General features: G+C 71.8%; 17 protein-coding genes and 1 riboswitch. Of the genes, 9 read left to right on the top strand and 8 right to left on the bottom strand.

What is annotated here, in order from left to right; all coding sequences use genetic code 11:
- Positions 1-239: 239 nt before the first annotated feature.
- The 3 genes from ACRWK8_RS06150 (at position 240) to ACRWK8_RS06140 (ending at position 5,499) form a co-directional block, all read left to right on the top strand.
- The gene (locus ACRWK8_RS06150; RefSeq protein WP_378743609.1) at positions 240-740 is read left to right on the top strand and encodes a MerR family transcriptional regulator; all 501 of its coding nucleotides are present in this window, start codon (positions 240-242) and stop codon (positions 738-740) included.
- A 150-nt stretch (positions 741-890) separates the two neighbouring features.
- A riboswitch (glycine riboswitch) is annotated at positions 891-981 on the top strand.
- A 97-nt stretch (positions 982-1,078) separates the two neighbouring features.
- Positions 1,079-3,976 carry an aminomethyl-transferring glycine dehydrogenase gene (gcvP, locus tag ACRWK8_RS06145; RefSeq protein ID WP_431868846.1) on the top strand — a complete coding sequence of 966 codons (2,898 nt, stop codon included), beginning with the start codon at positions 1,079-1,081 and terminating at the stop codon, positions 3,974-3,976.
- Between the two features lie 263 nt (positions 3,977-4,239).
- Entirely contained in the window at positions 4,240-5,499 is a 1,260-nt protein-coding gene (locus ACRWK8_RS06140) for a tetratricopeptide repeat protein (protein WP_378743631.1), read from the top strand.
- A 51-nt stretch (positions 5,500-5,550) separates the two neighbouring features.
- On the opposite strand, the gene ACRWK8_RS06135 is transcribed toward ACRWK8_RS06140, so the two are convergent.
- The 4 genes from ACRWK8_RS06135 to ACRWK8_RS06120 form a co-directional block, all read right to left on the bottom strand.
- Positions 5,551-5,739, bottom strand: a complete 189-nt coding sequence (locus tag ACRWK8_RS06135) for a DUF5999 family protein (RefSeq protein ID WP_378743644.1) — start codon at positions 5,737-5,739, stop codon at positions 5,551-5,553.
- A 228-nt stretch (positions 5,740-5,967) separates the two neighbouring features.
- Entirely contained in the window at positions 5,968-7,398 is a 1,431-nt protein-coding gene (locus tag ACRWK8_RS06130; protein ID WP_378743661.1) for a threonine/serine exporter family protein, read from the bottom strand.
- A gap of 217 nt (positions 7,399-7,615) precedes the next feature.
- Positions 7,616-8,353 carry a response regulator gene (locus tag ACRWK8_RS06125; protein WP_378743674.1) on the bottom strand — a complete coding sequence of 246 codons (738 nt, stop codon included), beginning with the start codon at positions 8,351-8,353 and terminating at the stop codon, positions 7,616-7,618.
- A 147-nt stretch (positions 8,354-8,500) separates the two neighbouring features.
- Complete coding sequence (locus tag ACRWK8_RS06120) at positions 8,501-9,304, bottom strand: RecB family exonuclease (RefSeq protein WP_431868843.1); 804 nt, start codon at positions 9,302-9,304, stop codon at positions 8,501-8,503.
- A gap of 134 nt (positions 9,305-9,438) precedes the next feature.
- Between ACRWK8_RS06120 and ACRWK8_RS06115 the strand changes: the two genes are divergently transcribed.
- A complete protein-coding gene (locus tag ACRWK8_RS06115) occupies positions 9,439-10,608 on the top strand; it encodes a site-2 protease family protein (protein WP_431868841.1) in 1,170 nt (389 codons plus the stop codon).
- 52 nt (positions 10,609-10,660) lie between these two features.
- Here the strand turns inward: ACRWK8_RS06115 and ACRWK8_RS06110 are convergent, their stop codons facing one another.
- Together ACRWK8_RS06110 and ACRWK8_RS06105 are read right to left on the bottom strand one after the other, a co-directional pair.
- Positions 10,661-11,134: a hypothetical protein gene (locus ACRWK8_RS06110; RefSeq protein ID WP_378743705.1), complete on the bottom strand. Its 474-nt coding sequence runs from the start codon at positions 11,132-11,134 to the stop codon at positions 10,661-10,663.
- 32 nt (positions 11,135-11,166) lie between these two features.
- A complete protein-coding gene (locus ACRWK8_RS06105) occupies positions 11,167-12,522 on the bottom strand; it encodes a helix-turn-helix domain-containing protein (protein WP_431868955.1) in 1,356 nt (451 codons plus the stop codon).
- A 300-nt stretch (positions 12,523-12,822) separates the two neighbouring features.
- Between ACRWK8_RS06105 and ACRWK8_RS06100 the strand changes: the two genes are divergently transcribed.
- Positions 12,823-13,158, top strand: coding sequence for a hypothetical protein (locus tag ACRWK8_RS06100; RefSeq protein ID WP_378743712.1), 336 nt, complete (start codon positions 12,823-12,825; stop codon positions 13,156-13,158).
- Between the two features lie 286 nt (positions 13,159-13,444).
- Here ACRWK8_RS06100 and ppgK read toward each other — a convergent pair whose 3' ends face one another.
- Positions 13,445-14,200, bottom strand: coding sequence for a polyphosphate--glucose phosphotransferase (gene ppgK, locus ACRWK8_RS06095; RefSeq protein ID WP_378743727.1), 756 nt, complete (start codon positions 14,198-14,200; stop codon positions 13,445-13,447).
- A 198-nt stretch (positions 14,201-14,398) separates the two neighbouring features.
- Here ppgK and ACRWK8_RS06090 point away from each other — a divergent pair, with 198 nt between their 5' ends.
- The 3 genes from ACRWK8_RS06090 (at position 14,399) to dop (ending at position 19,215) form a co-directional block, all read left to right on the top strand.
- The gene (locus tag ACRWK8_RS06090; protein WP_431868838.1) at positions 14,399-15,361 is read left to right on the top strand and encodes a tRNA (adenine-N1)-methyltransferase; all 963 of its coding nucleotides are present in this window, start codon (positions 14,399-14,401) and stop codon (positions 15,359-15,361) included.
- Positions 15,362-15,660: 299 nt separating this feature from the next.
- The gene (gene arc / locus ACRWK8_RS06085) at positions 15,661-17,430 is read left to right on the top strand and encodes a proteasome ATPase (protein WP_378743769.1); all 1,770 of its coding nucleotides are present in this window, start codon (positions 15,661-15,663) and stop codon (positions 17,428-17,430) included.
- A 261-nt stretch (positions 17,431-17,691) separates the two neighbouring features.
- A complete protein-coding gene (dop, locus tag ACRWK8_RS06080; protein ID WP_378743791.1) occupies positions 17,692-19,215 on the top strand; it encodes a depupylase/deamidase Dop in 1,524 nt (507 codons plus the stop codon).
- 69 nt (positions 19,216-19,284) lie between these two features.
- Here dop and ACRWK8_RS06075 read toward each other — a convergent pair whose 3' ends face one another.
- On the bottom strand, positions 19,285-20,790 hold the full coding sequence (locus tag ACRWK8_RS06075) for a PucR family transcriptional regulator (protein ID WP_431868835.1): 1,506 nt from the start codon (positions 20,788-20,790) through the stop codon (positions 19,285-19,287).
- A gap of 169 nt (positions 20,791-20,959) precedes the next feature.
- Here ACRWK8_RS06075 and ACRWK8_RS06070 point away from each other — a divergent pair, with 169 nt between their 5' ends.
- Positions 20,960-22,255: an MFS transporter gene (locus ACRWK8_RS06070; RefSeq protein WP_431868833.1), complete on the top strand. Its 1,296-nt coding sequence runs from the start codon at positions 20,960-20,962 to the stop codon at positions 22,253-22,255.
- Positions 22,256-22,307 lie beyond the last annotated feature (52 nt).

Raw genomic sequence — 22,307 nt, 5'->3', positions numbered from 1 at the left:
GTGCGCACTTGGCGACGCGCCGCGCGCCTTCGTTGACGCTGCCCTGCGGTCGTCCTACCGTCAGTGCTGTGAAACCCACGGCGCGCCCGTTCCCTGAGTGGACTCCCCTGTCGATGCCGCCGTGGGACGAGAAGCCGGAGGTCGGCGTGGCGGTAGCGAGCGGCAAGCGGGATCACCATGACAGGCGGTCCGCGCTGCGGCTAGCGGGGCAGCAGGGCCTACTGTGCGAAGAGGACGTGATGGCGCTGCCTACGGACGTCGGGTATCGGGGTCCAGCGGCGTGTACGGCCGCCGGGATCACCTATCGACAGCTGGACTACTGGGCCAGGACCGGCCTGGTGGAGCCGAGCGTGCGCACGGGTGCCCACAACGCTCCGCTGTACAGCCTCCCCGACATCCTGATGCTGAAGGTGGCCAAGCGTCTCCTGGACACCGGGATATCGCTCCAACAGATCCGCACGGCCGTCGACCACCTGCGCGGCCGCCCCGCCACCGACCTGTCCCGCATCACCCTCATGAGCGACGGCGTCAGCGTGTACGAGTGCACCTCGCCCGACGAGGTGGTCGACCTCATGCAGCGGGGCCAGGGCATGTTCGGTCTGGCGTTGGCCAACGTCTCCCGTGAACTGGAGGAGGCGCTCGGCGTGGTCCCGGCCGAGGAGAGAGCGGATCTGCCCGCGGCGGCACCCCAGGTCGTGGACGAGCTGGCCATGCGGCGCCGGGAGCGGCGCACCGGGTGAACGCGGTACCGGCGCGGGCGCGTCGACCACGGTGAAGGTGCGCCCTGACTCGGTGTCACGGGGCCGGATCGAGTACGGTCGTAGTCACAACGGGGATGAAAACCGACATTCTCCCTGCTTGTACACACATACAGAGCGTCAGCAGGCCGCTGATACCGCGCGGGAGAGACCTCGGCAACGAGGCGCCGACGGGGCAATACTCCCCAGTAACCTCTCAGGCACCATGGACCGCGCGGAGTAGGCCGCTCTGAAGCCTGGGCGCGGTCGTGCCCGGTGACAGAGGGGGAGACCGTGAGGAACACCGCCGACCCGATCGGCCCTGTCACCAGGAGGTCTCCGTGCCTGACCCGTCGAACGTCCCCACCCCGGGCGCCCCCGCCCGGGTGTTCGCGGACCGCCACATCGGACCCGCCCCCGCCGAGACCGCCGAGATGCTCAAGACGGTCGGCTACGGCTCCACCGCCGATCTCATGAACGCGGCCGTGCCCGCGTCCATCCTCAGCGCCCCCGGCCAGAGCGCGACGCTCGACCTGCCCGCGGCGATCGGTGAGGCCGAGGCGCTGGCGGAACTACGCGACCTTGCCTCGCGCAACAGGCCCACCACCCCGATGATCGGCCGCGGCTACTACGGCACGCTCACGCCCCCGGTCATCCTGCGCAACATCATGGAGAACCCGGCCTGGTACACGGCCTACACGCCCTACCAGCCCGAGATCTCCCAGGGCCGGCTCGAAGCCCTCATCAACTTCCAGACCATGGTCTCCGACCTCACCGGTCTGCCCATCACCGGTGCCTCCCTGCTGGACGAGTCCACCGCCGCCGCCGAGGCCATGACCCTGGCCCGCCGCGTCAGCAAGGTCAAGGGCGACGTCTTCGTGGTCGACTCCGACGTCTTCCCGCAGACCCTCCAGGTGCTGCGCACCCGCGCCGAACCCCTGGGCATCGAGGTCGTCGTCGCGGACCTCACCCAGGGCCTGCCGGAGGGAGACGTCTACGGCGTCCTGGTCCAGTACCCGGCCTCCAGCGGTGTGGTGCGCGACCCCAGCGCCGTCATCGCGGAGGCGCACGAGCGCGGCGCCCTGGCCGTGGTCGCCGCCGACATCCTCGCGCTGACCCTGCTGCGCAGCCCCGGCGACCTGGGGGCGGACATCGCGGTGGGCTCCACCCAGCGCTTCGGCGTCCCGCTCGGCTTCGGCGGCCCGCACGCCGGTTACATGTCGGTGGGGGAGAAGCTCCGCCGTCAGCTGCCCGGTCGCCTGGTGGGCGTCTCCGTGGACGACGCGGGCAAGCCCGCCTACCGTCTGGCCCTCCAGACCCGCGAGCAGCACATCCGCCGCGAGAAGGCCACCAGCAACATCTGCACCGCCCAGGTGCTCCTGGCCATCATGGCCGGGATGTACGCCGTCTACCACGGCCCCGACGGACTGCGTGCGATCGCCCGCCAGGTCCACACCCGCACGGCGGCCCTGGCCGACACACTCGCCCAGCGCGGTTTCGAGGTGCTCCACGGGACCTACTTCGACACCCTGCGCGTGCGCGTGCCCAGCGCCGACCGCGTGGTCGAGCGCGCCCTGGAGGCCGGAATCAACCTGCTGGGCGTCGACCAGGGAACGGTCGGCCTCAGCGTGGACGAGACCACCACCGTGGACGACCTGGAGAAGGTGCTCGCCGCCTTCGGGGAGGCCGACCGGGGTGCCGAGCGCGGCCCGGTGTCCGTGGACGGAGACGCCGACCGCCTCCCCGCCGACCTCGCGCGCGGCGTCGACTACCTCACCCACCAGGTGTTCAACACCCACCGCAGCGAGACCTCCCTGCTGCGCTACATGCGCCGCCTGTCCGACCGCGACCTCGCGCTGGACCGCACGATGATCCCGCTGGGCTCGTGCACCATGAAGCTCAACGCGACCGCCGAGATGGAGTCCATCACCTGGCCGGAGTTCGCGGGGCTGCACCCGTTCGCCCCGCTCGACCAGGCGGCCGGGAGCGTGTCGCTCATCCGCGACCTGGAGGGGTGGCTGGCCGAGGTCACCGGCTACGACGCCGTCTCCCTCCAGCCCAACGCCGGCTCCCAGGGTGAGCTCGCCGGTCTGTTGGCCATCAGGGGCTACCACCGCTCGCGCGGCGACGACCACCGCGACGTCTGCCTCATCCCCAGCTCCGCGCACGGCACCAACGCCGCCAGCGCGGTCATGGCGGGCATGCGGGTGGCCGTGGTGGCCTGCGCCGACGACGGCAACGTCGACCTCGACGACCTGCGCGCCAAGATCGCCAAGCACGGTGCGGAACTGGCGGCCATCATGGTCACCTACCCCTCCACCGCCGGCGTGTACGAGGACACCATCACCGAGGTCTGCCGCCTGGTCCACGAGGCGGGCGGCCAGGTCTACGTGGACGGCGCCAACCTGAACGCCCTGGTCGGCTGGGCCAAGCCGGGCGAGTTCGGCGCGGACGTCAGCCACCTGAACCTGCACAAGACCTTCTGCATCCCGCACGGCGGAGGCGGTCCGGGCGTGGGCCCGGTCGCGGTCCGCTCGCACCTGGCGGGCTTCCTGCCCAACCACCCGGGCCAGCCCGAGGCGGGCCCGCACACCGGCGTCGGACCGGTCTCGGGCGCGCCGTTCGGCTCGGCGGGCATCCTGCCCATCTCCTGGGCCTACGTGCGGATGATGGGCGGCGACGGCCTGCGCTCCGCCACCGAGACCGCCGTGCTCTCCGCCAACTACGTGGCCAAGCGCCTGGAGCCGTACTACCCGGTGCTCTACACCGGCGCCAACGGTCTGGTCGCGCACGAGTGCATCATCGACATCCGCCCGCTCCAGAAGGCCAGCGGTATCAGCAACGAGGACGTCGCCAAGCGCCTGATGGACTACGGCTTCCACGCGCCGACCATGTCCTTCCCGGTGAACGGCACGCTCATGGTCGAGCCCACCGAGAGCGAGAACCTCGCCGAGCTGGAGCGCTTCATCCAGGCGATGATCTCCATCCGGGGCGAGATCGACCGCGTGGCCTCGGGGGAGTGGGACGCCGAGGACAACCCGCTGCGCGGCGCCCCGCACACCGCCGAGGCGGTCACCGCCGACGAGTGGAACCGCGGCTACACCCGCGCGGAGGCCGCCTACCCGCTGCCCTCGCTGCGCCAGGACAAGTACTGGCCGCCGGTCGGCCGGATCGACCAGGCCTACGGTGACCGCAACCTGGTCTGCTCCTGCCCGCCGCCGGAGGCCTTCGAGCTGTAGGAAGGCGAGCACGGGCCACAGGGGTTCCGTGAACGTGTGAGGGGCGCCCACCCGCGCGGGGGCGCCCCTTCCGCGTCCCCCGAGGGGTGCGGGGAGAACCGACGGGCCGCGCACCGCGCCGACACCCGAACCGGGCGCCCGTGACGTCCGGGGGCGGCGCGTTAGAGTTTGCACAGCCGTGGAACCGCCCAGCGGTCGCGGCCACGCCTGCGGCACGCGCTCCCCGTCGCGCGGGCCCGAGACCCCCATGGAAAGCGGAACGAATGACCACGACGTCCGGACCTCCCGCACGCTCTGGCCCCGCCGACCCCGCCGAACCAGAGCCCCGGGCCACGGACCCCGACGACGTCGAGGACACCTCCGGGCCGACGCCGGAGGGTGCCCCGGACCTGTGCGACCAGGCCCAGGACCTCGCTGAGAACGGGCACCTCAAGCGGGCCGCCAAGCTGTACCAGCGTGCCGTCGCGGCCAACCCGCCGCCCCGGGTCCAGGCGAGGGCGCTGCTCGGCCTGGCCGTGGTGCAGGACCAGCGAGGCGACCTGGCCGCCTCCCGGGAGGCCGCGCGCCGCGCGCTCTCCACCGGTGACACCCGGTACGCGCCGCGCGCCGCCCACCACCTGGCGCTCTCCCTGGAACAGGAGGGCGCGCACGGCGAGGCGGTCCGGGTCTGGCGGCGCCTGCTCGATCTCGGCGGCCCCGCCCACGCCGCGGTGGCCCGTTACGGACTGGCGCGCGAGGCCGAGGCGCGCGGCGAGGAGGACGAGGCCGAGGAGCACTGGGAGGCGGCCCTGGAGCTGCCGCCCGGCGACGCGGCGATCAGTCGCCTGCACGCCGCCACCGTGGTGGAGGCCGCGCGTGACCTGGCCGGTCGGCTCCTGGAACGGGGACGGCCGGACGCCGCCGCCGTCGCGGTCGAACGCGGTCTCAGCGTGGGCGACGACCCGGGGCTGCGTATGCTGCGCGCCGCCACCCACCTGGAGAGGGCGATCGCGGACGTGGGCTCCGTGGTGGACGCCGGACGGTCCGACGGGGAGTCGGGCCCGCGCCCGGAACCGCGCACCTCCGGCGCGGCGGTGGAACTGCTCGCCGGCCTGCTGTCCCTGAAGGGGGAGCCCGACGCCGCCGAACGGGTCTGGCGGGCGGGCCTGGACAGCCGTGACCGGAACACGGCGGACGCCGTACGGGGACGCCTGCGGCGCCCCTTCGCGTACCCGGCGCAGGACGGTGGCGAACACGCGGCGCCGTGGTGGGAGGACTACCTGGAGGAGGCCGTGGCCACCTCCAGCGCTCCCGCGCTGGCGGGCGAGCTGTTCGCGGTCGTCACCCAGATGCACGCACTGCTGGCCGTCCCGGTCGTCGAGGGCGAATCCCGCCCGGCCGCCCTGCGCGCGGCGATGGAGACGGCCCTGCGCACACCGAGCGAACTGGTGTGGGGGACCTCCGTGCACGCCGACTTCAGACGTCGGCTCAGCGCGGCGATGGGTGAGGACGTCCTGCCGGAGCACTGGCCGGACGGCGGCTGAGCCGTGGGTCCGGAACGGGCCCGGGGACGGCGTGCTCGGGGGTGCTCGGGGTCAGGCGGCGGCCCGGGGGCGGTGCGGGGCCACGACCGCGCCGTCGGGGAGGAGTTCGCCGGTGTCGTCGAAGAGGACGACGCCGTTGCAGAGCAGGCTCCAGCCCTGTTCCGGGTGGCTGGAGACGACGCGGGCGGCCTCGCGGTCAGTGTCCTCGAAGGAAGGGCAGGCGGGTGAATGGCTGCACATGTCAGAGCCTTTCGTCGGGTGCTCCTCGTTGAGCTGAGGCCAACATTAGTGGCTGACATCACATGATGTTGTCGGTTTAGGTCGACAACGTTCATCGGCGTGTCTTGTTGGGCCTCGCCAAGTGAGACACGCCACACGCTCGACCGGTTCTGCCCCGGGTCACCTTTTCCCGTCCGGATCGTCGGTACCGGCCCCGCACCAGCGGCCGGGAGCCGGTGTCGCCACCATTCAGTAGCCACCTCTTGTGCGGCGTGCCGCCGGTCGGCTGCGCATCCCCGCCCCCGCCAGGCCACCGCGCTGGAAGGCACGCACCAGCTCACCGCCGAGGTTGACCCCGGCGCCCAGCGCCAGCGCCACCATGACCGCCTCGGCGATGCTCAGCAGTCCCGAGACGGCCGTTCCCTGCGTGATCTCGATCAGACCCCGGTACAGGATGCTTCCGGGCAGCAGCGGCGCGATGGAGGGGATCAGGTAGGGCAGCACGGGCCGCTGTGTGCGCCGGGCCAGCCAGTGGCCGACCACGCCCACCGCCATCGCGCCCACGATCGTCCCGACCACCGGCGGCACCTCCAGGAGCAGGCGCAGACCCGCGTAGATCAGCCAGATCATCACGCCCAGGGCGCCGATCGTGGGCAGCATGCGCGGGGGCACGGCCAGGGAGATCGCGAAGGCCATGGCGATCCCCGCCGCGCCGATCAGGACCGGGACGTCCATGGCGGTCCCCGCCGAGGGCAGGTTCTCCAGGTCCAGGTCGATACCCAGACGGGTGGCGGTGTAGGCCACCGAGACCACGCCCGCCACGATCGCGCCCAGGATGAAGAAGGTCTCCAGCAGTCGCGCGGCCGCCGACACGTAACTGCCGCTGATCCCGTCCTGGAGGCTGGAGACCAGGGGACGGCCCGGCAGCAGGGCCATGATGTTACCGGTGATGATCGCGCCCGCCTGGAGACCCAGGTCCAGTTCGGTGCTCACCCACAGCAGACCCACGCCGATGGAGGAGGCCACCACGGCCGCCGCCGACATCTGGTAGAACTCCGCGACCCCCCGGTTGGCCAGGAACACCGACGTGCGGTCGCCCAGCACCGTCGCGAGGAAGGCGACGGCGGCCACGATCAGGCCACCGCCCACCATGAGACTGGCGCTGGAGGCGATCAGTCCGAAACCGACCGCGATCAGCCAGTTGGGGTAGGGCATCCGGGCCCGGCGGATCTGCTCCAGGCGGGCGCTCGCGTCCTCCAGCTCCAGCAGCCCCAGCGCCGCCTGCTGGACCAGTGTGTGCAGCTCGTTGACGCGGAAGTAGTCGAGGGTACGGCGACGCACCACTCGTTCCCCGGTGACCGGGTGGCTGTCGCCGCCGGGGTGGGTGGACAGGGAGATCGTGGTGAAGGTGACCGACACCTCGGAGCGGGGCAGGTCGAAGGCGACCGACAGGCTCAGCATCGCCTCACTGACCGCCTCGGTGCCCTCCCCGCTGGCCAGCATCAGTTCGCCCACCCGCAGCACCAGGTTGATCACCCGGGCGTCGGGCAGGCTGACGTCCTCGCCGTCCTCCAGGCTGTCCGGGGTCAGCTCGCGTTCGTGCTCGGCGCGCCAGTCGCGCATCCGGCTGAGCATGAACTCCTCGCTCGGCGGCCCCGAGCGATCCCGCTTGCTTGGCATGGCTGTACTCCGTTTCCTCCCCGTCGCCCGCACCCCAGATGATCGGCGTACTGCCTCGGCAACCCCAAGGGGGACGCCGCGCCCGTGTGCGCGGTTCGCCCTCCGGCCGCGGCGGCGGCGGTGAGTTCGGTCACCGGATCATCCTGTCAAGGGGCGTGCTTCGTCATGGTGGGCGACGCGCCGGGTCTCGGGCGCTCGCGGGGCTCGGTGACGGTGTTCAGGACGGGGGACCCGGGGCACGCGAGTCACGTGCCCCGTCCTGTTCCGGTTGCTGTCCGGGGCGGACCAGGCCGCTCTCGTACGCGTGCACGACGGCCTGCACGCGGTCGCGCAGGCCGAGCTTGGTGAGGATGCTTCCCACGTGGGACTTGACGGTGGTCTCGCCGACGACCAGGTGCGCGGCGATCTCCCCGTTGGACCAGCCCCGCGCGATGAGCTGGAACACCTCGCGTTCGCGGGCGGTGAGGGTGTCCCGCTCGGGTTCGGGTTCGGGCTCGGGGGTCGGAAGGAGGGGGGCGAAGCGGTCGAGGAGGCGGTGCAGGACGGTGGGGGAGACCACGGAACCGCCCCGGGCGACCACTTCGACCGCCGAGACGAGTTCCGCGGGCGGGGCGTCCTTGAGGAGGAACCCCGAGGCGCCCGCGCGCAGCACCCCGACGACGTACTCGTCGAGGTCGAACGTGGTCAGGGCGAGGACGTGCACCCGGTGGCCGAGCGGGCGGGCCCACTCGACGATCCGTCGGGTGGCCTCGATACCGTCCACGCCGGGCATGCGGACGTCCATGAGGACGACGTCGGGGAGCAGGCTCCGGGCCGAGCGCACGGCCTCGCGGCCGTCCGAGGCCTCACCGACGACGGACAGGTGGGGGGACGACTCCAGGATCATGCGGAAGCCGGCGCGGACGAGGGGTTGGTCGTCGGCGAGCAGGACGGAGACGGATACGGAGTCGGACACGGCCCGATTCTCCCCCAAGTCGACGGTCGCCGGGGCCGTAAACGCCGTGACCCACCCGTGATCTGGGTCGGAGTCGCGTCACACTACCCGCGTCGGGGAGACCCACACCACCGATCTACCCGTGTTCGGGGTCGTCGGCGCCGGACCTCAGGCGGTCGGCAGCGGCGGGGGGGTGCCCCCGAACTCCGGGCACAGGGTCTGGTGCTCGCACCAGCCGCACAGCTTGCTCCGCCTGGGCTCCCAGGTTCCCGCGCGCCCGGCCGCCTCGATCCGCGCCCAGATGTCGCCGATCTCCGCCTCCGCCGCCAGGAGCTCCTCCTCCGTGGGGTCGTACCAGCGCACCGAGCCGTCACCCAGGTAGACGAGCTGGAGACGGGCGGGAACCACGCCCAGGTCGCGCCAGATCATCACCGCGTAGAAGAAGATCTGGAACTTGGCCTTGTCCTCGAACCGGGGATGCGGCGACTTGCCGGTCTTGTAGTCGACCACCCGCATCTGCCCGTCGGGGGCCACGTCCAGGCGGTCCACGTAGCCGCGCAACCGCAGGCCGGTGGGGAGCGCGACCTCCAGGCGCATCTCGCGCTCGCGCGGCTCCAGGCGCTCCGGGTCCTCCAGATCGAAGTAGCGGCGGACCAGGGCGCGGGCCGAGTCCAGCCAGGCGGCGAGCCCCTCCTCACCGGGGAAGAGGTGTTCGGCGACCTCGGGCTTGTCGTCCCGGATCCGGGCCCACTGCGGCTCGACCAGGCCCTCCGCCGTGCGCGGTGTGCGGGCGTCCGCGGGCAGTTCGTACAGGCGCTCCAGGCAGGCGTGCACCAGGGTGCCCCGCAGCGCGGCGGCGCTGGGCGCCTCCGGGAGGCGGTCGATGGTGCGGAACCGGAACAGCAGCGGGCACTGGAGGAAGTCCGAGGCCCGGGAGGGGGAGAGGGCGGTCGGAAGCGGCGCGATGGTCATACACCGAGCCTATGAGAGGAGCGCACCCGCCCGGAGCGGACGGGACACCGTGGACGGAGGCACCACGAACGGACCGGGGCGGCTCAGCCCCGACCTGCCGGGGACCCCGGCGGGACAGGGCCTAGTGTGGAGCCGTGAGCAGAGGCAGTGACCAGTCCCGACCCCGTCCCGACGACAGTGAACGGAAGAAGCCAGGGTTACTGCTGGGCCGCCCCTTCGGGGTTCCGGTCTACGTCACCACGTCGTGGTGGATCGTCGCCGTCCTGATCACCCTCGTCTACGGCGGGATCGTCCAGTCGCGTCTGGCACTGGGTCCCTCGGCCTACCTGCTGGCGTTCGTCTTCGCGGTCCTGCTCTACGCCTCCGTGCTCGTGCACGAACTGGCCCACTCGCTGGTGGCCCGCTGGTACGGACTGCCGGTGCGCCGCATCGTCCTGTACGTGCTGGGCGGGGTCTCGGAGATCGACCGGGAGGCGCCCACCCCGGGCCGGGAGTTCTGGATCGCCTTCTCCGGGCCGTTGCTGTCGCTGGTCCTGGCGGCGGTCGCGTTCGTGCTCGCGCACTTCGCGGACCCCTTCAGCGTGCCCGGCGAACTGCTCTTCCAGCTGTGGATCGCCAACCTCCTCGTGGGCGTGTTCAACCTGTTGCCGGGGCTTCCACTGGACGGTGGCCGCCTCCTGCGCGCAGGGGTGTGGAAGATGACCGGCCGTCCGCACACGGGCAGCGTGGTCGCCGCCTGGGGCGGACTGGTCCTCGCCCTCGTCGTCGCGGCGCTGCCGTTCCTGTTCGCCTGGAGCGCGGGGAGCGCCCCCGGGCCGTGGGCGATCGTGTGGGGCCTGGTCCTGGCCGGGTTCATGTGGATGGGCGCCTCGGAGGCGCTCGACAACGCGCGCGTCCGGGCCCGGGTGCCCGGGTTGAGGGCGCGCTCGCTCACCCGTCGCGCCGTGGCCGTCCCGGCCGACCTCCCGCTGGCCCAGGCCGACCTCCGCGCCCGGGAGGGCGGAGCGGAGTCCGTCGTGGTCACCGACGGGGTCGGAACACCGTTGTCCGTGGTGCACCCGGCGGCGGCCGAGGCGATCACCGACGCGCGCCGGGCCTGGGTTCCGGTGTCGGACGTGGCGCGGGCGCTGACGGAGCACTCGACCGTCTCCGCCGACCTGGAGGGCGAGGAGCTGTTGACGGAGCTCACCCGGTACCCGCTACCCGAGTACCTGGTCGTGGAGGCCGACGGCGCGATCCTGGGAGTGCTGCGGGCCTCGGACGTCAACGCCGTGATCACCGGACGGGCCACCGGAGGACGGTAGGCGGGAGGGCCGCCGGGTCCGAGTGCGACGGAGCGCCTGGACCCGGAAGGGGTCAGCGGCGGGCACCCTCGGGCCACAGGACCGTCACGGGGCGCTCCACCCGGTGCGCGTAGGCGACGACGTCGGCGGTGCCTCCGGGGCCCCGGGCGGGCTCTCCGTCCCAGACCGCGACCAGTTGGTCGCAGCGCTCGACGAGGAGGCGCCCCGCCGCCATGTGGGCGCGGGGGTCGGACTCGTCGTGCGGCAGGGAGTGGACCAGGACGGCCTGCTTCAGGAGGCGGTCGTACACCGGGTGGTGCTCGTCCGGGAGCGCCTCCCGGTAGCCGGACGCGGGGACGATCGCCTCCAGCGGGGCGCCGGTGGCCACCACGGCCTCGGCGAAGAGGACGTCGGCGCCGTCCGCGAGACAGGACAGGCCCACCATCTCGCATCCGTACGGTTCCAGGTGAGCCCTGACCAGACCGGCGACGGCGCCGCTCACGTCAGGGGTCAGGTTGCGGTGTCCGGTGATCCCGATACGAATCACATGACCTCCCTGCTGCTCGCTTCCCGGACTTTCTACCCACTCAGGGGGATACCGGTAACCAGTGAGGAAAGCCTGTCGTCGAGGTCCTCGACGCAGTGCGCGCGGGGGCCCTGGTAGCGCCTGCGGAAGGAGCGGACCCTGCCCACCACGCGCTCGGAGTCGAAGCGCACGCCGGTGGTCAGGGCCTCCTGCGCGAGCCGGAAGGCCTCGTCCACGTCACCGGCCTCCGCGTGGGCGGAAGCCAGTTCGACCTTGAGCAGCGCCGACTGCTTGACGTTGCGCGGCGCCGGTGCCACCGCCTCCGCGAAGGCGGCCCGGGCGTCGTGCGGGCTGCGCAGCCGAACCCCCACCAGGGCGCGGTACCCGGCGACCTTGGCCTGGTCGAAGGCGAACACCCACGGCCAGGGCGGCTGGGCGTTGTCCGGGCTGTCCACCTCGCGCTCGGCGCGCCGGATGGAGCGGGCGGCGGAGACGCGGTCGCCCAGTCCCGCGTGGGCGAGCGCGCCGATACAGGCCAGCCAGGCGCGGGCGGTGGGGTGGGCGGTGGGCCCGAGCACGTGCTCGGCCTCCCGGACCAGTCCGAGGCCGAGTTCGGGGTCCTCCGCGACGTCGATCTCGAAGGCGGCCAGGGAACCGAGCATGTAGACGTCCAGCAGGCGCATCCCGGCCTGACGGGCCCGGACCACCGCGGTCCGGTAGTGCATCCGCGCCGACCCCATGTCTCCGAGGTCGGCGCTGAGCCAGGCGGCGAAACCGGAGGCCTCGCTCGCGGCCGCGCTGAGTTCGGTGTGGAAGGCGGTCCCGCGCGCGTTGCCGAGCATCCGCTCGGCCAGGTGCACGTGCGCGACGGCGCCGGGCAGCAGGTGGCGCGCGGGTGAGGTGGCGTCCATGCGGCGCTGGCCGCCGGTGATGGAGCGCAGCGCGGGAGCGGTGGTCTCGTTGATGCCGTGGTACCCCTCGTATCCACCCGCGGGGCGCCCGCCCGTGAGGGCGGAGGGACCGGTGGCGACGCTCCGCGCGGGGTCCCGGCGTCTGGAGGGGTTGCGCCCCGTGCCGTCGAGCTCCTCGCGCGCGCCCCGGCCCAGCCCCCGTGTCCCCACGTCGTCCGGTTCCCGCGTGCCGTCCAGCGCGCCGGACCCCCGCTCCACACCGGATGCCTCCGCGCCCCCCGCCCCGCCGAACCGCAGCAGGTGGAGCGGGATGTCCAACCGCCGGGCGAGGTCGTGGACCTGACTGACGGTGAGGGACTGCTGGCCGTTGACGACCCGGGAGACCCAGCTCTGCGAGTAGGTCAGTGCCTGGGCCAGTTCCCCCTGGGACCACCCGCGCGCCGAGCGCACGCCCTCGATGACCGTCGGCATGTCACAGGTGGCCAGGGCGGCGGCCATCCGCGGGCGGGTCCACAGATCCTGGGGCAGTTCACCGTCTCGTTGGGGCATGCAGCTCAGGTTAGGGATTCCGTGAGCGCTTGGTGGCTATGTGTGAAAAAGAAAGTGTGATGCGTGATCCGCATACGGGTGCTCACCGCTGCTCAGGGTGGTGCAGAGTTGGTGTGTCGTTGGTCCGGCGTACGACGTGTCGCGCCGGGCCCGTGAGGAAGGCAGGGAGGCCGCGTGACCGTTGAGACACCACCGGCGGGGAGTCCGAGCCTGGCCGGGAGTGGACGCGAGCATCGTGGTACCCCGCCCATGGGCGTGTTCGGAGCCCAGGCTCCCGCCGAGGCCGTGTGCCGGGTGGACCTGGCCGCGCTCGCCCTGCGGGGCATGGCCGCCGAACTCCGGGCGCGCGGGGTCGAGGCGCGTGAGGACGGCGTGTTCGGCGTGGTGGACGCCGGTCCGGCCACCCGCCCGCAGCGTGCCCTCCTGCGCCCCCACCGGGGCGACCTCTGGTGGTGGATGCGCTGGCCCCGCCAGGAAGGACTCCCCACGGAGCTGCACGGGGTCCCGCTCACCCCGGTCGACCGCACCTCCGACGCGGCACGAAGGATCGTCGGCGCCCTGACCACCTCGGCGGAGGGCGGCTGACGGACCGTCCGGACGCGGACGACCGCCGCGTCCGGACCCCTGAGCGGGCTGTGCACGCGCACGGTCCCGGGTGTCGGAACGGGGTCTGGGTGTGTCCGTGCCCCAGTCTCCCTCTGCGCGGGCCCCAGACCCGTTCGGCACCCGAAGCGGTACCGCCCACGCCGGTCACGCCTCCTGACCGGTGATCCTGGCGAGGACGGCGGTGTCCACCCCTGAGGGGTCCCGGTGCCCTGCCCCGGGACCCGGGGCCCCTCACCCCCCCCGGACGGTCCGCCGCGGAGGACCCCTAGACCTCCGCGGCGGACAGGGCCGCCCCGACGATCCCGGCCGTGTTGCGCAGCTCCGCGGGCACGATCGGGGTCCGGATGTGCAGGTGGTGGAGGAACTTGTCGGCCTTGCGGCTCACCCCGCCGCCGACCACGATCAGGTCCGGCCACACCAGGTCCTCGATGGTCCGGTAGTAGCGCTGGAGCCGGTGCTTGGCCCAGTCGTGGTACGAGAGCCCCTCCCGTTCCTTGGCGCCGGAGGAGGCGCGCGACTCGGCGTCGTGACCGTCGATCTCCAGATGACCGAACTCGGTGTTGGGCACCAGGCGGCCGTCCACGACCAGCGCCGTGCCGATGCCCGTGCCCAGGGTGGTGAGCAGGACGGTGCCGTCCACGTTCCTGGCCGCGCCGTAGCGGTTCTCCGCGAGGGCGGCGGCGTCGGCGTCGTTGAGCACCCGCACCGGTCGGCCCGCGGCCTCCGCGAACAGAGCGCGGGCGTCGGTGTCGACCCAGCTCTTGTCCAGGTTCGCGGAGGTGCGCACGACCCCGCCCTGGACCACCCCGGGGAAGGTGACGCCCAGGGGAGCGCCCTCGGTCTCGGGGAAGTGCGCGGCGATCTCGGCGACGATCTCGGCCACGGCCGCCGGTTTCGCGGGGTCGGGGGTGAGGATCTTCAGGCGGTCCCGCAGGAACTCACCCGAGCCCAGGTCGACCGGCGCGCCCTTGATCCCGCTGCCACCGATGTCGATTCCCAGGCCCGTGGTCTGCTGTGACATGGGTCGTGTCTCCCGAGGTCCTCGTGTTCCGATGAGCGTGGCACGTGGGTCCACACGCCTGATGATGCCCAACGGGCGGGGCTTTCGCACGCCCGCCCGGTCCCGCCCGGAACGCCCGCCGGTTCGTCGCGGTGCCCGGGGGCCGATACGCTGGGCGACTGCCCAGACCAAACGCGACGTGGGAAGACGAGAGCGACGTTGACCGGTATCCATGGCCGCCGCGGCCCCTTCACCGACGGCGACACCGTGCAGCTGACCGACCCGAAGGGTCGCATGCACACCATCACACTGCGCGAGGGTGGGACCTTCCACTCGCACAAGGGCAAGGTCGAGCACGACGACCTCATCGGTGAGCCCGACGGCAGCGTGGTGCGCTCCAACACCGGCACGGCCTACGTGGCGCTGCGCCCCCTGCTCATCGACTACACGCTCTCCATGAAGCGCGGCGCCACCATCGTCTACCCCAAGGACGCGGCCCAGGTCATGGTCGAGGCCGACATCTTCCCGGGCGCCCGGGTGGTGGAGGCCGGAGCCGGTTCCGGCGCCATGTCCAACTGGCTGCTGCGCGCGGTCGGGGAGCAGGGCATGGTCCACTCCTACGAGCGCCGCGAGGACTTCGCCAAGATCGCCCGCAAGAACGTCGAGAACTTCTACGGCGGCCCGCACCCGGCGTGGCGGCTCACCGTGGGCGACCTGGTCGAGGAGCTCGACGAGACCGACGTGGACCGGGTCTTCCTGGACATGCTCGCCCCCTGGGAGTGCCTGGACGCGGTCGCCCGGGCGCTGATCCCCGGCGGGCTGGTGTGCTGCTACGTGGCCACGACCACCCAGCTCTCGCGCGTGGTGGAGGAGCTCCGGGGCGACGACCGCTTCTACGAGCCGCGCTCCTGGGAGACCATGCTGCGCACCTGGCACGTGGAGGGCCTGGCCGTGCGCCCGGACCACCGGATGATCGGCCACACGGGCTTCCTCGTGGTCGCGCGCCGTCTGGCCGACGGGGTGGAGGCCCCCGAGCGCCGTCGCCGCCCGGCCAAGGGTGCCTACGGCAAGGACTACGAGGCCGCCAGGGCGGCGGCGGACGCCGGTGCGAAGGCGGCCGCTCCCGCGTCCGCCACGACGGCCGAGACCGAGTCCGCGCCGGTGGCCGAGGGCGGCGAGTAGCCACCGCGCCGCGCCCGACGCGCGGGGGCCCTCCGGAGATGATCCGGTCGGGCCCCTTCCTCGTGTTCGAGGGTGTCCGGAAAGCGGCGCGCCCGGCGGCCCACGGGTGTCGCGCGGCCTGGGAGGTGCTTGCCCCGGCCCCGCCACGGAGGTTACTTTCTCATTACGTCGGGCCCTTCGCTACCACCGTGACCTGCTTCTACGCAAGATCCCCACCAGAGGTCCACGACACTCGTGCGGGGTTACAGGTTAGGAAACGGGCATGGGTAGGTAGGTTCCCGAGTAGTTCCTACAGGGAGGTGGCGGACGTGGCCGAACGCGAGGACGAGCGTCAGGGCGATCGGGACCGTGAAGTCGCTGAGCTCACGGCCCAGGTGGCCTACATGGAGAAGGAACTCAGCGTGGTCCGGCGCAAGCTCGCCGACTCACCCCGACACGTGCGTCTGCTCGAGGAGCGGCTGCGGGAGGCCCAGGCCAGCCTCGCGGGCGCCAACGGGCAGAACGAACGGCTCGTCTCCACGCTGAAGGAGGCGCGCGAACAGATCGTCGCACTCAAGGAGGAGGTCGACCGGCTCTCTCAGCCGCCCTCGGGCTTCGGTGTCTACCTCGGTTCCCGCGAGGACGACACCGTCGAGATCTTCACCAACGGCCGCAAGATGCGGGTCAACGTCAGTCCCTCCGTGGACCTGGACCACCTGCGTCCGGGCCAGGAGGTCATGCTCAACGAGGCGTTCAACGTCGTCGAGGTGGAGTCCTTCGAGACGGTCGGTGAGGTCGTCATGCTCAAGGAGCTCCTTGAGGACGGCGAGCGCGCCCTGGTCATCTCGCACCACGACGACGAGAAGATCGTCCGCCTGGCGGAGCCGCTACGCGACGAACCGATCCGACCGGGCGACTCCCTGCTGCTCGAACCCCGTTCCGGGTACGTGTACGAGCGGATTCCCAAGTCGGAGGTCGAGGAGCTCATCCTCGAGGAGGTCCCCGACATCTCCTACACCGACATCGGTGGCCTGACCGGCCAGATCGAGATGATCCGCGACGCGGTCGAGCTGCCCTTCCTCCACAAGGACCTCTTCCGCGAGCACCAGCTCACCCCGCCCAAGGGCGTGCTGCTGTACGGCCCGCCCGGGTGCGGCAAGACGCTGATCGCCAAGGCGGTCGCCAACTCGCTGGCCAAGCGGGTCGCGGAGCGCACCGGCAAGGACGTCGGCAAGAGCTTCTTCCTCAACATCAAGGGCCCGGAGCTGCTCAACAAGTACGTGGGCGAGACCGAGCGGCACATCCGCCTGGTCTTCCAGCGGGCGCGGGAGAAGGCCTCCGAGGGAACCCCCGTCATCGTGTTCTTCGACGAGATGGACTCGATCTTCCGGGTGCGCGGCTCGGGCGTCTCCTCCGACGTGGAGAACACCATCGTCCCGCAGATGCTCAGCGAGATCGACGGCGTGGAGGGGCTGGAGAACGTCATCGTGATCGGCGCCTCCAACCGCGAGGACATGATCGACCCGGCGATCCTGCGGCCGGGCCGCCTGGACGTCAAGATCAAGGTCGAGCGGCCCGACGCCGAGGGCGCGCGCGACATCTTCGGCAAGTACGTGACCGAGGACCTGCCGCTGCACGAGGACGACCTGGCCGAGCACGGCGGATCGTCCCGGGCCACGGTCGACGCCATGATCCAGCGGGTCGTGGAGCGGATGTACACCGAGGGTGAGGAGAACCGCTTCCTGGAGGTCACCTACGCCAACGGTGACAAGGAGGTCCTGTACTTCAAGGACTTCAACTCCGGCGCGATGATCGAGAACATCGTCTCGCGGGCCAAGAAGATGGCCATCAAGGACTTCATCGACCAGCAGTCCAAGGGGCTGCGCGTCTCGCACCTGCTCCAGGCCTGCGTGGACGAGTTCAGCGAGAACGAGGACCTGCCCAACACCACCAACCCGGACGACTGGGCTCGGATCTCGGGCAAGAAGGGCGAGCGCATCGTCTACATCAGGACGCTCGTGACCGGGAAGAAGGGGGCCGACTCCGGTCGGTCCATCGACACCGTCGCCAACACCGGCCAGTACCTGTAGGAACGCCTCGGAGCGGGGCCCGCGTACGATTCGGCGGGTCCCGCTCCGTCGTTGGTGCGGGATTGCCGGGCCACACAATGGGGCCGGGCCGGGAACTCCCGTACCGGATCCGGTCCGCTTTTTCGAGAATCCACTCCGAACCGTCCTGAACTGGGACGACACGCCCAAGGAACGCCGGTGGAAACGCCCGGGAAGACGGCGCTTAGGCCACAATTGGCGCGGAAGCGTTCAAGACAGGTCCGTGGCGGATAACCTCTCATCATGAGTGTGCGGCGGATTATGGGTATCGAGACCGAATACGGGATCTCCGTGCCGGGAAACCCCGGAGCCAACGCGATGGTCACCTCCACCCAGGTGGTCAACGCCTACCTGGCCGCCTCGGCGGCACGGGCCAGGAAGGCACGCTGGGACTTCGAGGAGGAGAACCCGCTGCGCGACGCCCGCGGGTTCGACCTGGCGCGCGAGGTCGCCGACCCCACGCAGCTGACCGACGAGGACCTGGGGCTGGCCAACGTCATCCTCACCAACGGCGCGCGGCTGTACGTGGACCACGCGCACCCCGAGTACTCGGCGCCGGAGGTCACCAACCCCCTCGACGCGGTGCTGTGGGACAAGGCGGGGGAGCGGGTGATGGCCGACGCGGCCGCCCGCGCCGGTGCCACCCCGGGCATCGAACCGATCCAGCTGTACAAGAACAACACCGACAACAAGGGCGCCTCGTACGGGTGCCACGAGAACTACCTGATGAACCGGTCGACGCCCTTCGCGGACATCGTCCGGCACCTCATCCCGTTCTTCGTCTCCCGGCAGGTGATCTGCGGCGCGGGTAAGGTCGGGATCGGGGCGGACGGCCAGGGCAGCGGCTTCCAGATCTCCCAGCGGGCGGACTTCTTCGAGGTCGAGGTGGGTCTGGAGACCACCCTGAAGCGCCCCATCATCAACACGCGGGACGAACCGCACGCCGACCCGGACCAGTACCGGCGCCTGCACGTCATCATCGGCGACGCCAACATGAGCGAGGTCTCCACCTACCTCAAGCTGGGGACCACGGCGCTGGTGCTGTCGATGATCGAGGACGGCTTCCTCAGCGCCGACCTGTCCCTGGAGACACCGGTGGCCGACCTGCGGGAGGTCTCCCACGACCCGGGGCTGACCCACCGGGTCCGACTGCGGGACGGGCGCCGGATGACCGCGCTGGAGCTCCAGGGCGAGTACCTGGACCAGGCGCGCAAGTACGTGGAGGACCGCTTCGGCACCGACGTGGACCCCGACACCGCCGACGTGCTCGACCGCTGGGAGTCGGTCCTGTCCCGGTTGGCCGTCGACCCGATGGACCTGGCCACCGAACTGGACTGGGTCGCCAAGCTCAAGGTCCTGGAGGGCTACCGGTCCCGGGACGGGCTGGACTGGTCCCATCCCCGTCTGCATCTGGTGGACCTCCAGTACTCCGACGTGCGCGAGGACAAGGGCATCTACAACCGCCTGGCCGCGCGCGGACGGATGCGGCGCCTGGTGGACGAGGCGGCGGTGGCCCGGGCCGTCACCGCACCGCCGGAGGACACCCGCGCCTACTTCCGGGGCCGGTGCCTGGCCAAGTACGCGGACGAGGTGGCGGCCGCCTCGTGGGACTCCGTCATCTTCGACCTGCCCGGGTACGACTCCCTCCAGCGCGTGCCCACCCTGGAGCCGCGCCGGGGCACCAAGGAGCACGTGGGCGGTCTCCTGGACGCCTCCGCCACCGCCGCCGACCTGCTGGCCGTCCTGGTGGGCAACCGGCGGCAGTGACCCGGGGTTCCCCGGGTGCCCCGCGGCGCCCGGGGAACCGTCCGGCCACCGCGCGCCCGGGACGGCTCGTCAGTCGTGCCAGACGCCGTCCACGCAGCGCATCGGGCGCAGACTCAGCGCCGTCCACAGCTCCAGGCGGGTACGCGGGTCACCCAGGTCGCGGCCGAGGACCCGCTCGGCGGTGCGCAGCCGAGCTCGCAGCGTGTTGCGGTGCACGCCCAGCTCCCGTGCCGTCTCCTCCACGTGGGCGCTGCTGTCCAGGTAGTGGAGCAGGGTGTGCGCCAGATCGGTGCCGTTGCGCGCGTCGTGTTCCACGACCGGCCCCAGCACCGCCTCGGTGAACGCTCGGGACCCGCTCTCGGGCACTGTCGACCGCAGCAGGGCCCAGGCGTCGGCCTCGTCCACGTGCCGGTACCCCTCGGAGGGGAGCGCACCGCGGGCCCTGGCCACGGCCGAGGCGAGTTCGCCCGGGCCGCGTGCCCGGCACGCTCCGGCCGCCGACACCCCGTCGATCAGGGCGAGCAGCCGCTCGCCCGCGTACGGACGGCCCGTGTCGGGCAGGACCGCCAGCAGCTGCTCGCCCAGGCGGCAGAGCCCGCTCGACCGTGCCGCCTCCGTGTCGCCCAGTACGTCGACGAGGGCGTCGGCGGCGTCGTCCAGGGCGCCCGGGGCGGAGGTCCGGAAGCAGACGACCTCCCAGGGCGGGGGCGGCAGGGCCAACGGCACCCCCACCGCCTGCCCCAGTGCGGCGGCGCGCAACAGCGGCGCGCGCTCGCCGAAGATGGCCCGCCGGGCGTCCCGTGAGTGCAGCAGATGCACGGCCAGCAGCGACGCGGCGTGGTTGGCGAGCACCCGGACGTTGGGGGAGGGCTCCGCGCAGCGCAGCGCCACCCAGCCGAGGGTGCGGCCGGTCGTGCCCAGCGTCTGCAGGAGGATGGACGCCCCGTCGTCGGTCAGCACCCGCATCCCCGGGGTGGGCGCGGCTCCCAGTACCTCGGCGCGCACCAGGGAGTGCCAGGCCGGTTCGACCTCGGGAACCGCTCGACTCGTCATCGCGTTGCGGTCGAGCAGCAGGCACTCCCCGGAGGTGGCCGACGCCAGTTCGCGCAGCACCCCGGCCGGGCCCGAGCGCAGGGCGGCGCGGGCCATCGCGTCCTGGGCGGCCAGCACCCGGCCCTGTGCACGGGTGCGTTCCGCCGCGTAGTGGTCGGCGACGGTCTCCACGACGGCGACGAACGACGTCTCGCCCTCGACCCGAAGGACGGGGAAGCCCAGCCGGTCGCCCTCGTCCAGGACCTCGGGCGGGATCTCGTTCAGCCAGATGTCGATGGCGAACGCCAGGCCCGCGCACCCCGCCCCGTGGAGCCGTCGCACGTAGGCGCGGTGCCCCTCCGGGTCCCCGCCCAGCCCGAGGCCGGCGGTCAGCACGAGTTCCCCGCCGCGCAGCCAGCGCACCGGGTCGGGGAGTTCGGTCACGTGCGCCCAACGGACCACACGGTCCAGCCCGGAGCGCCCGGCCGAGGCGGTGACCTCCAGGTGTGGCGAGGCGGTGATGTCGCGAACGGTGATGCTCACGGGACCCCTCCCGTCCTCCGTCGGCTGTGCGACCCGCACATTTGTCACGGTACAACCTGTGCGGACCATCCCGCCGTCGGTGGACGTGGAGTGTCTACGGTCACAACAACACGCCGGATCACATCGGTCGTGGTCGCCGACGACCACGCCACGCGCCATCGGAGTTCCCATGTCAGAGCGGACCGCCCCCACGTCACCGCACCCCGCACGTGCGGCTGTGGCGGCCTTCGTCGGCACCACCATCGAGTGGTTCGACTTCTACATCTACGCCACCGCGGCGAGCCTGGTCTTCGCGACCCTGTTCTTCCCGGCCGACATCGACCCCATGGTGGGGCTGATGGCCTCCTTCGCCACCTTCTCGGTGGGCTTCTTCGCCCGACCGCTCGGGGGCCTGCTCTTCGGCCACTACGGCGACCGGCTCGGTCGTAAGTCGGCACTGGTCATCACCCTGCTCATGATGGGCGTGGCCACGTTCAGCGTGGGCCTGCTGCCCACCTACGAGCAGGTCGGGTTCCTGGCCCCGCTGCTGCTGGTGGTGCTGCGCTTCGTGCAGGGCATCGCCGTCGGCGGGGAGTGGGGCGGCGCGGTGCTCATGGCCGTGGAGCACGCCCCGGAGAACCGCAAGACGTTCTACGGAGCCTTCGCCCAGCTCGGCAACCCCGCGGGCGCGCTGCTGGCGACGGGTTCCTTCGGACTGATCGCCGCGTGGGACACCGAGATCCTCTACGACTGGGGATGGCGTCTGCCCTTCCTGGCGTCGATCCTGCTCGTGGCCGTCGGCCTGGTGATCCGCTTCAAGGTGGAGGAGTCCCCGGTCTTCGACGCCGTGCAGGACGAACAGCCCAAGGGCCTCCCGCTCGGCTACGCCCTGCGCACCTCCTGGCGCACCCTCCTGCTGGGTGTGGGCGTGCTGCCCGTGGCCGTGGGCGGTTACTACATCGTCACCACGTTCCTGCAGGCCTACGGGGTCACCGAGGTCGGGATCAGCGAACAGGTCATCCTCACCGGTCTGAGCATCGCGGCCTTCGTGGAACTGGTGGTCACGCTCGGTGTCTCCTGGCTGGGCGACCGCTACGGCACCGCCAGGGTCGTCACCATCGGTCTGGTGGGCGTGGGCGTGCTCGCCCTGCCCCAGTTCCTCATCCTGGAGACCGGCAGCACGCTGCTCATCGTCCTCATGCTGTGCGTCATGCGCGTCGCCATGGCCACCGTCTACGGACCCATCGCCCGGGTGCTCGCCCAGATGTACCCGCCCCAGGCCCGCTACACGAGCATCTCGATCGCCTACCAGACAGCGGGCGCGATCTTCGGTGGTCTGGCCCCGCTGGCCTGCACCGCGCTGTTCGCCGCCACCGGCAGCATCCTGTCCGTGGTCGGGCTCCTGATCGCCATGGTGCTGCTGAGCATCGTCTGCCTGGCCCGCGCGCCCCGCTACCGGGACTCCGAACTGCTCACCTCGGCCTGACCCGGCCCCCCGATCCCCAACCGCACCGGTACCGCCGTCCGCCCGGACGGCG

This window comes from Nocardiopsis eucommiae (assembly GCF_965344335.1).
Classification (GTDB): domain Bacteria; phylum Actinomycetota; class Actinomycetes; order Streptosporangiales; family Streptosporangiaceae; genus Nocardiopsis; species Nocardiopsis eucommiae.
This window is presented reverse-complemented; position numbering and strand designations above follow the sequence as displayed.

Coding starts and splice junctions, on each gene's coding strand:
- ACRWK8_RS06150 (WP_378743609.1), top strand. CDS start 240: ATGGCGCTGCCTACGGACGTCGGGTATCGGGGTCCAGCGGCGTGTACG.
- ACRWK8_RS06140 (WP_378743631.1), top strand. CDS start 4,240: ATGACCACGACGTCCGGACCTCCCGCACGCTCTGGCCCCGCCGACCCC.
- ACRWK8_RS06135 (WP_378743644.1), bottom strand. CDS start 5,739: ATGTGCAGCCATTCACCCGCCTGCCCTTCCTTCGAGGACACTGACCGC.
- ACRWK8_RS06130 (WP_378743661.1), bottom strand. CDS start 7,398: ATGCCAAGCAAGCGGGATCGCTCGGGGCCGCCGAGCGAGGAGTTCATG.
- ACRWK8_RS06120 (WP_431868843.1), bottom strand. CDS start 9,304: ATGACCATCGCGCCGCTTCCGACCGCCCTCTCCCCCTCCCGGGCCTCG.
- ACRWK8_RS06105 (WP_431868955.1), bottom strand. CDS start 12,522: ATGGCCGCCGCCCTGGCCACCTGTGACATGCCGACGGTCATCGAGGGC.
- ACRWK8_RS06100 (WP_378743712.1), top strand. CDS start 12,823: ATGGGCGTGTTCGGAGCCCAGGCTCCCGCCGAGGCCGTGTGCCGGGTG.
- ppgK (WP_378743727.1), bottom strand. CDS start 14,200: ATGTCACAGCAGACCACGGGCCTGGGAATCGACATCGGTGGCAGCGGG.
- dop (WP_378743791.1), top strand. CDS start 17,692: ATGAGTGTGCGGCGGATTATGGGTATCGAGACCGAATACGGGATCTCC.
- ACRWK8_RS06070 (WP_431868833.1), top strand. CDS start 20,960: ATGTCAGAGCGGACCGCCCCCACGTCACCGCACCCCGCACGTGCGGCT.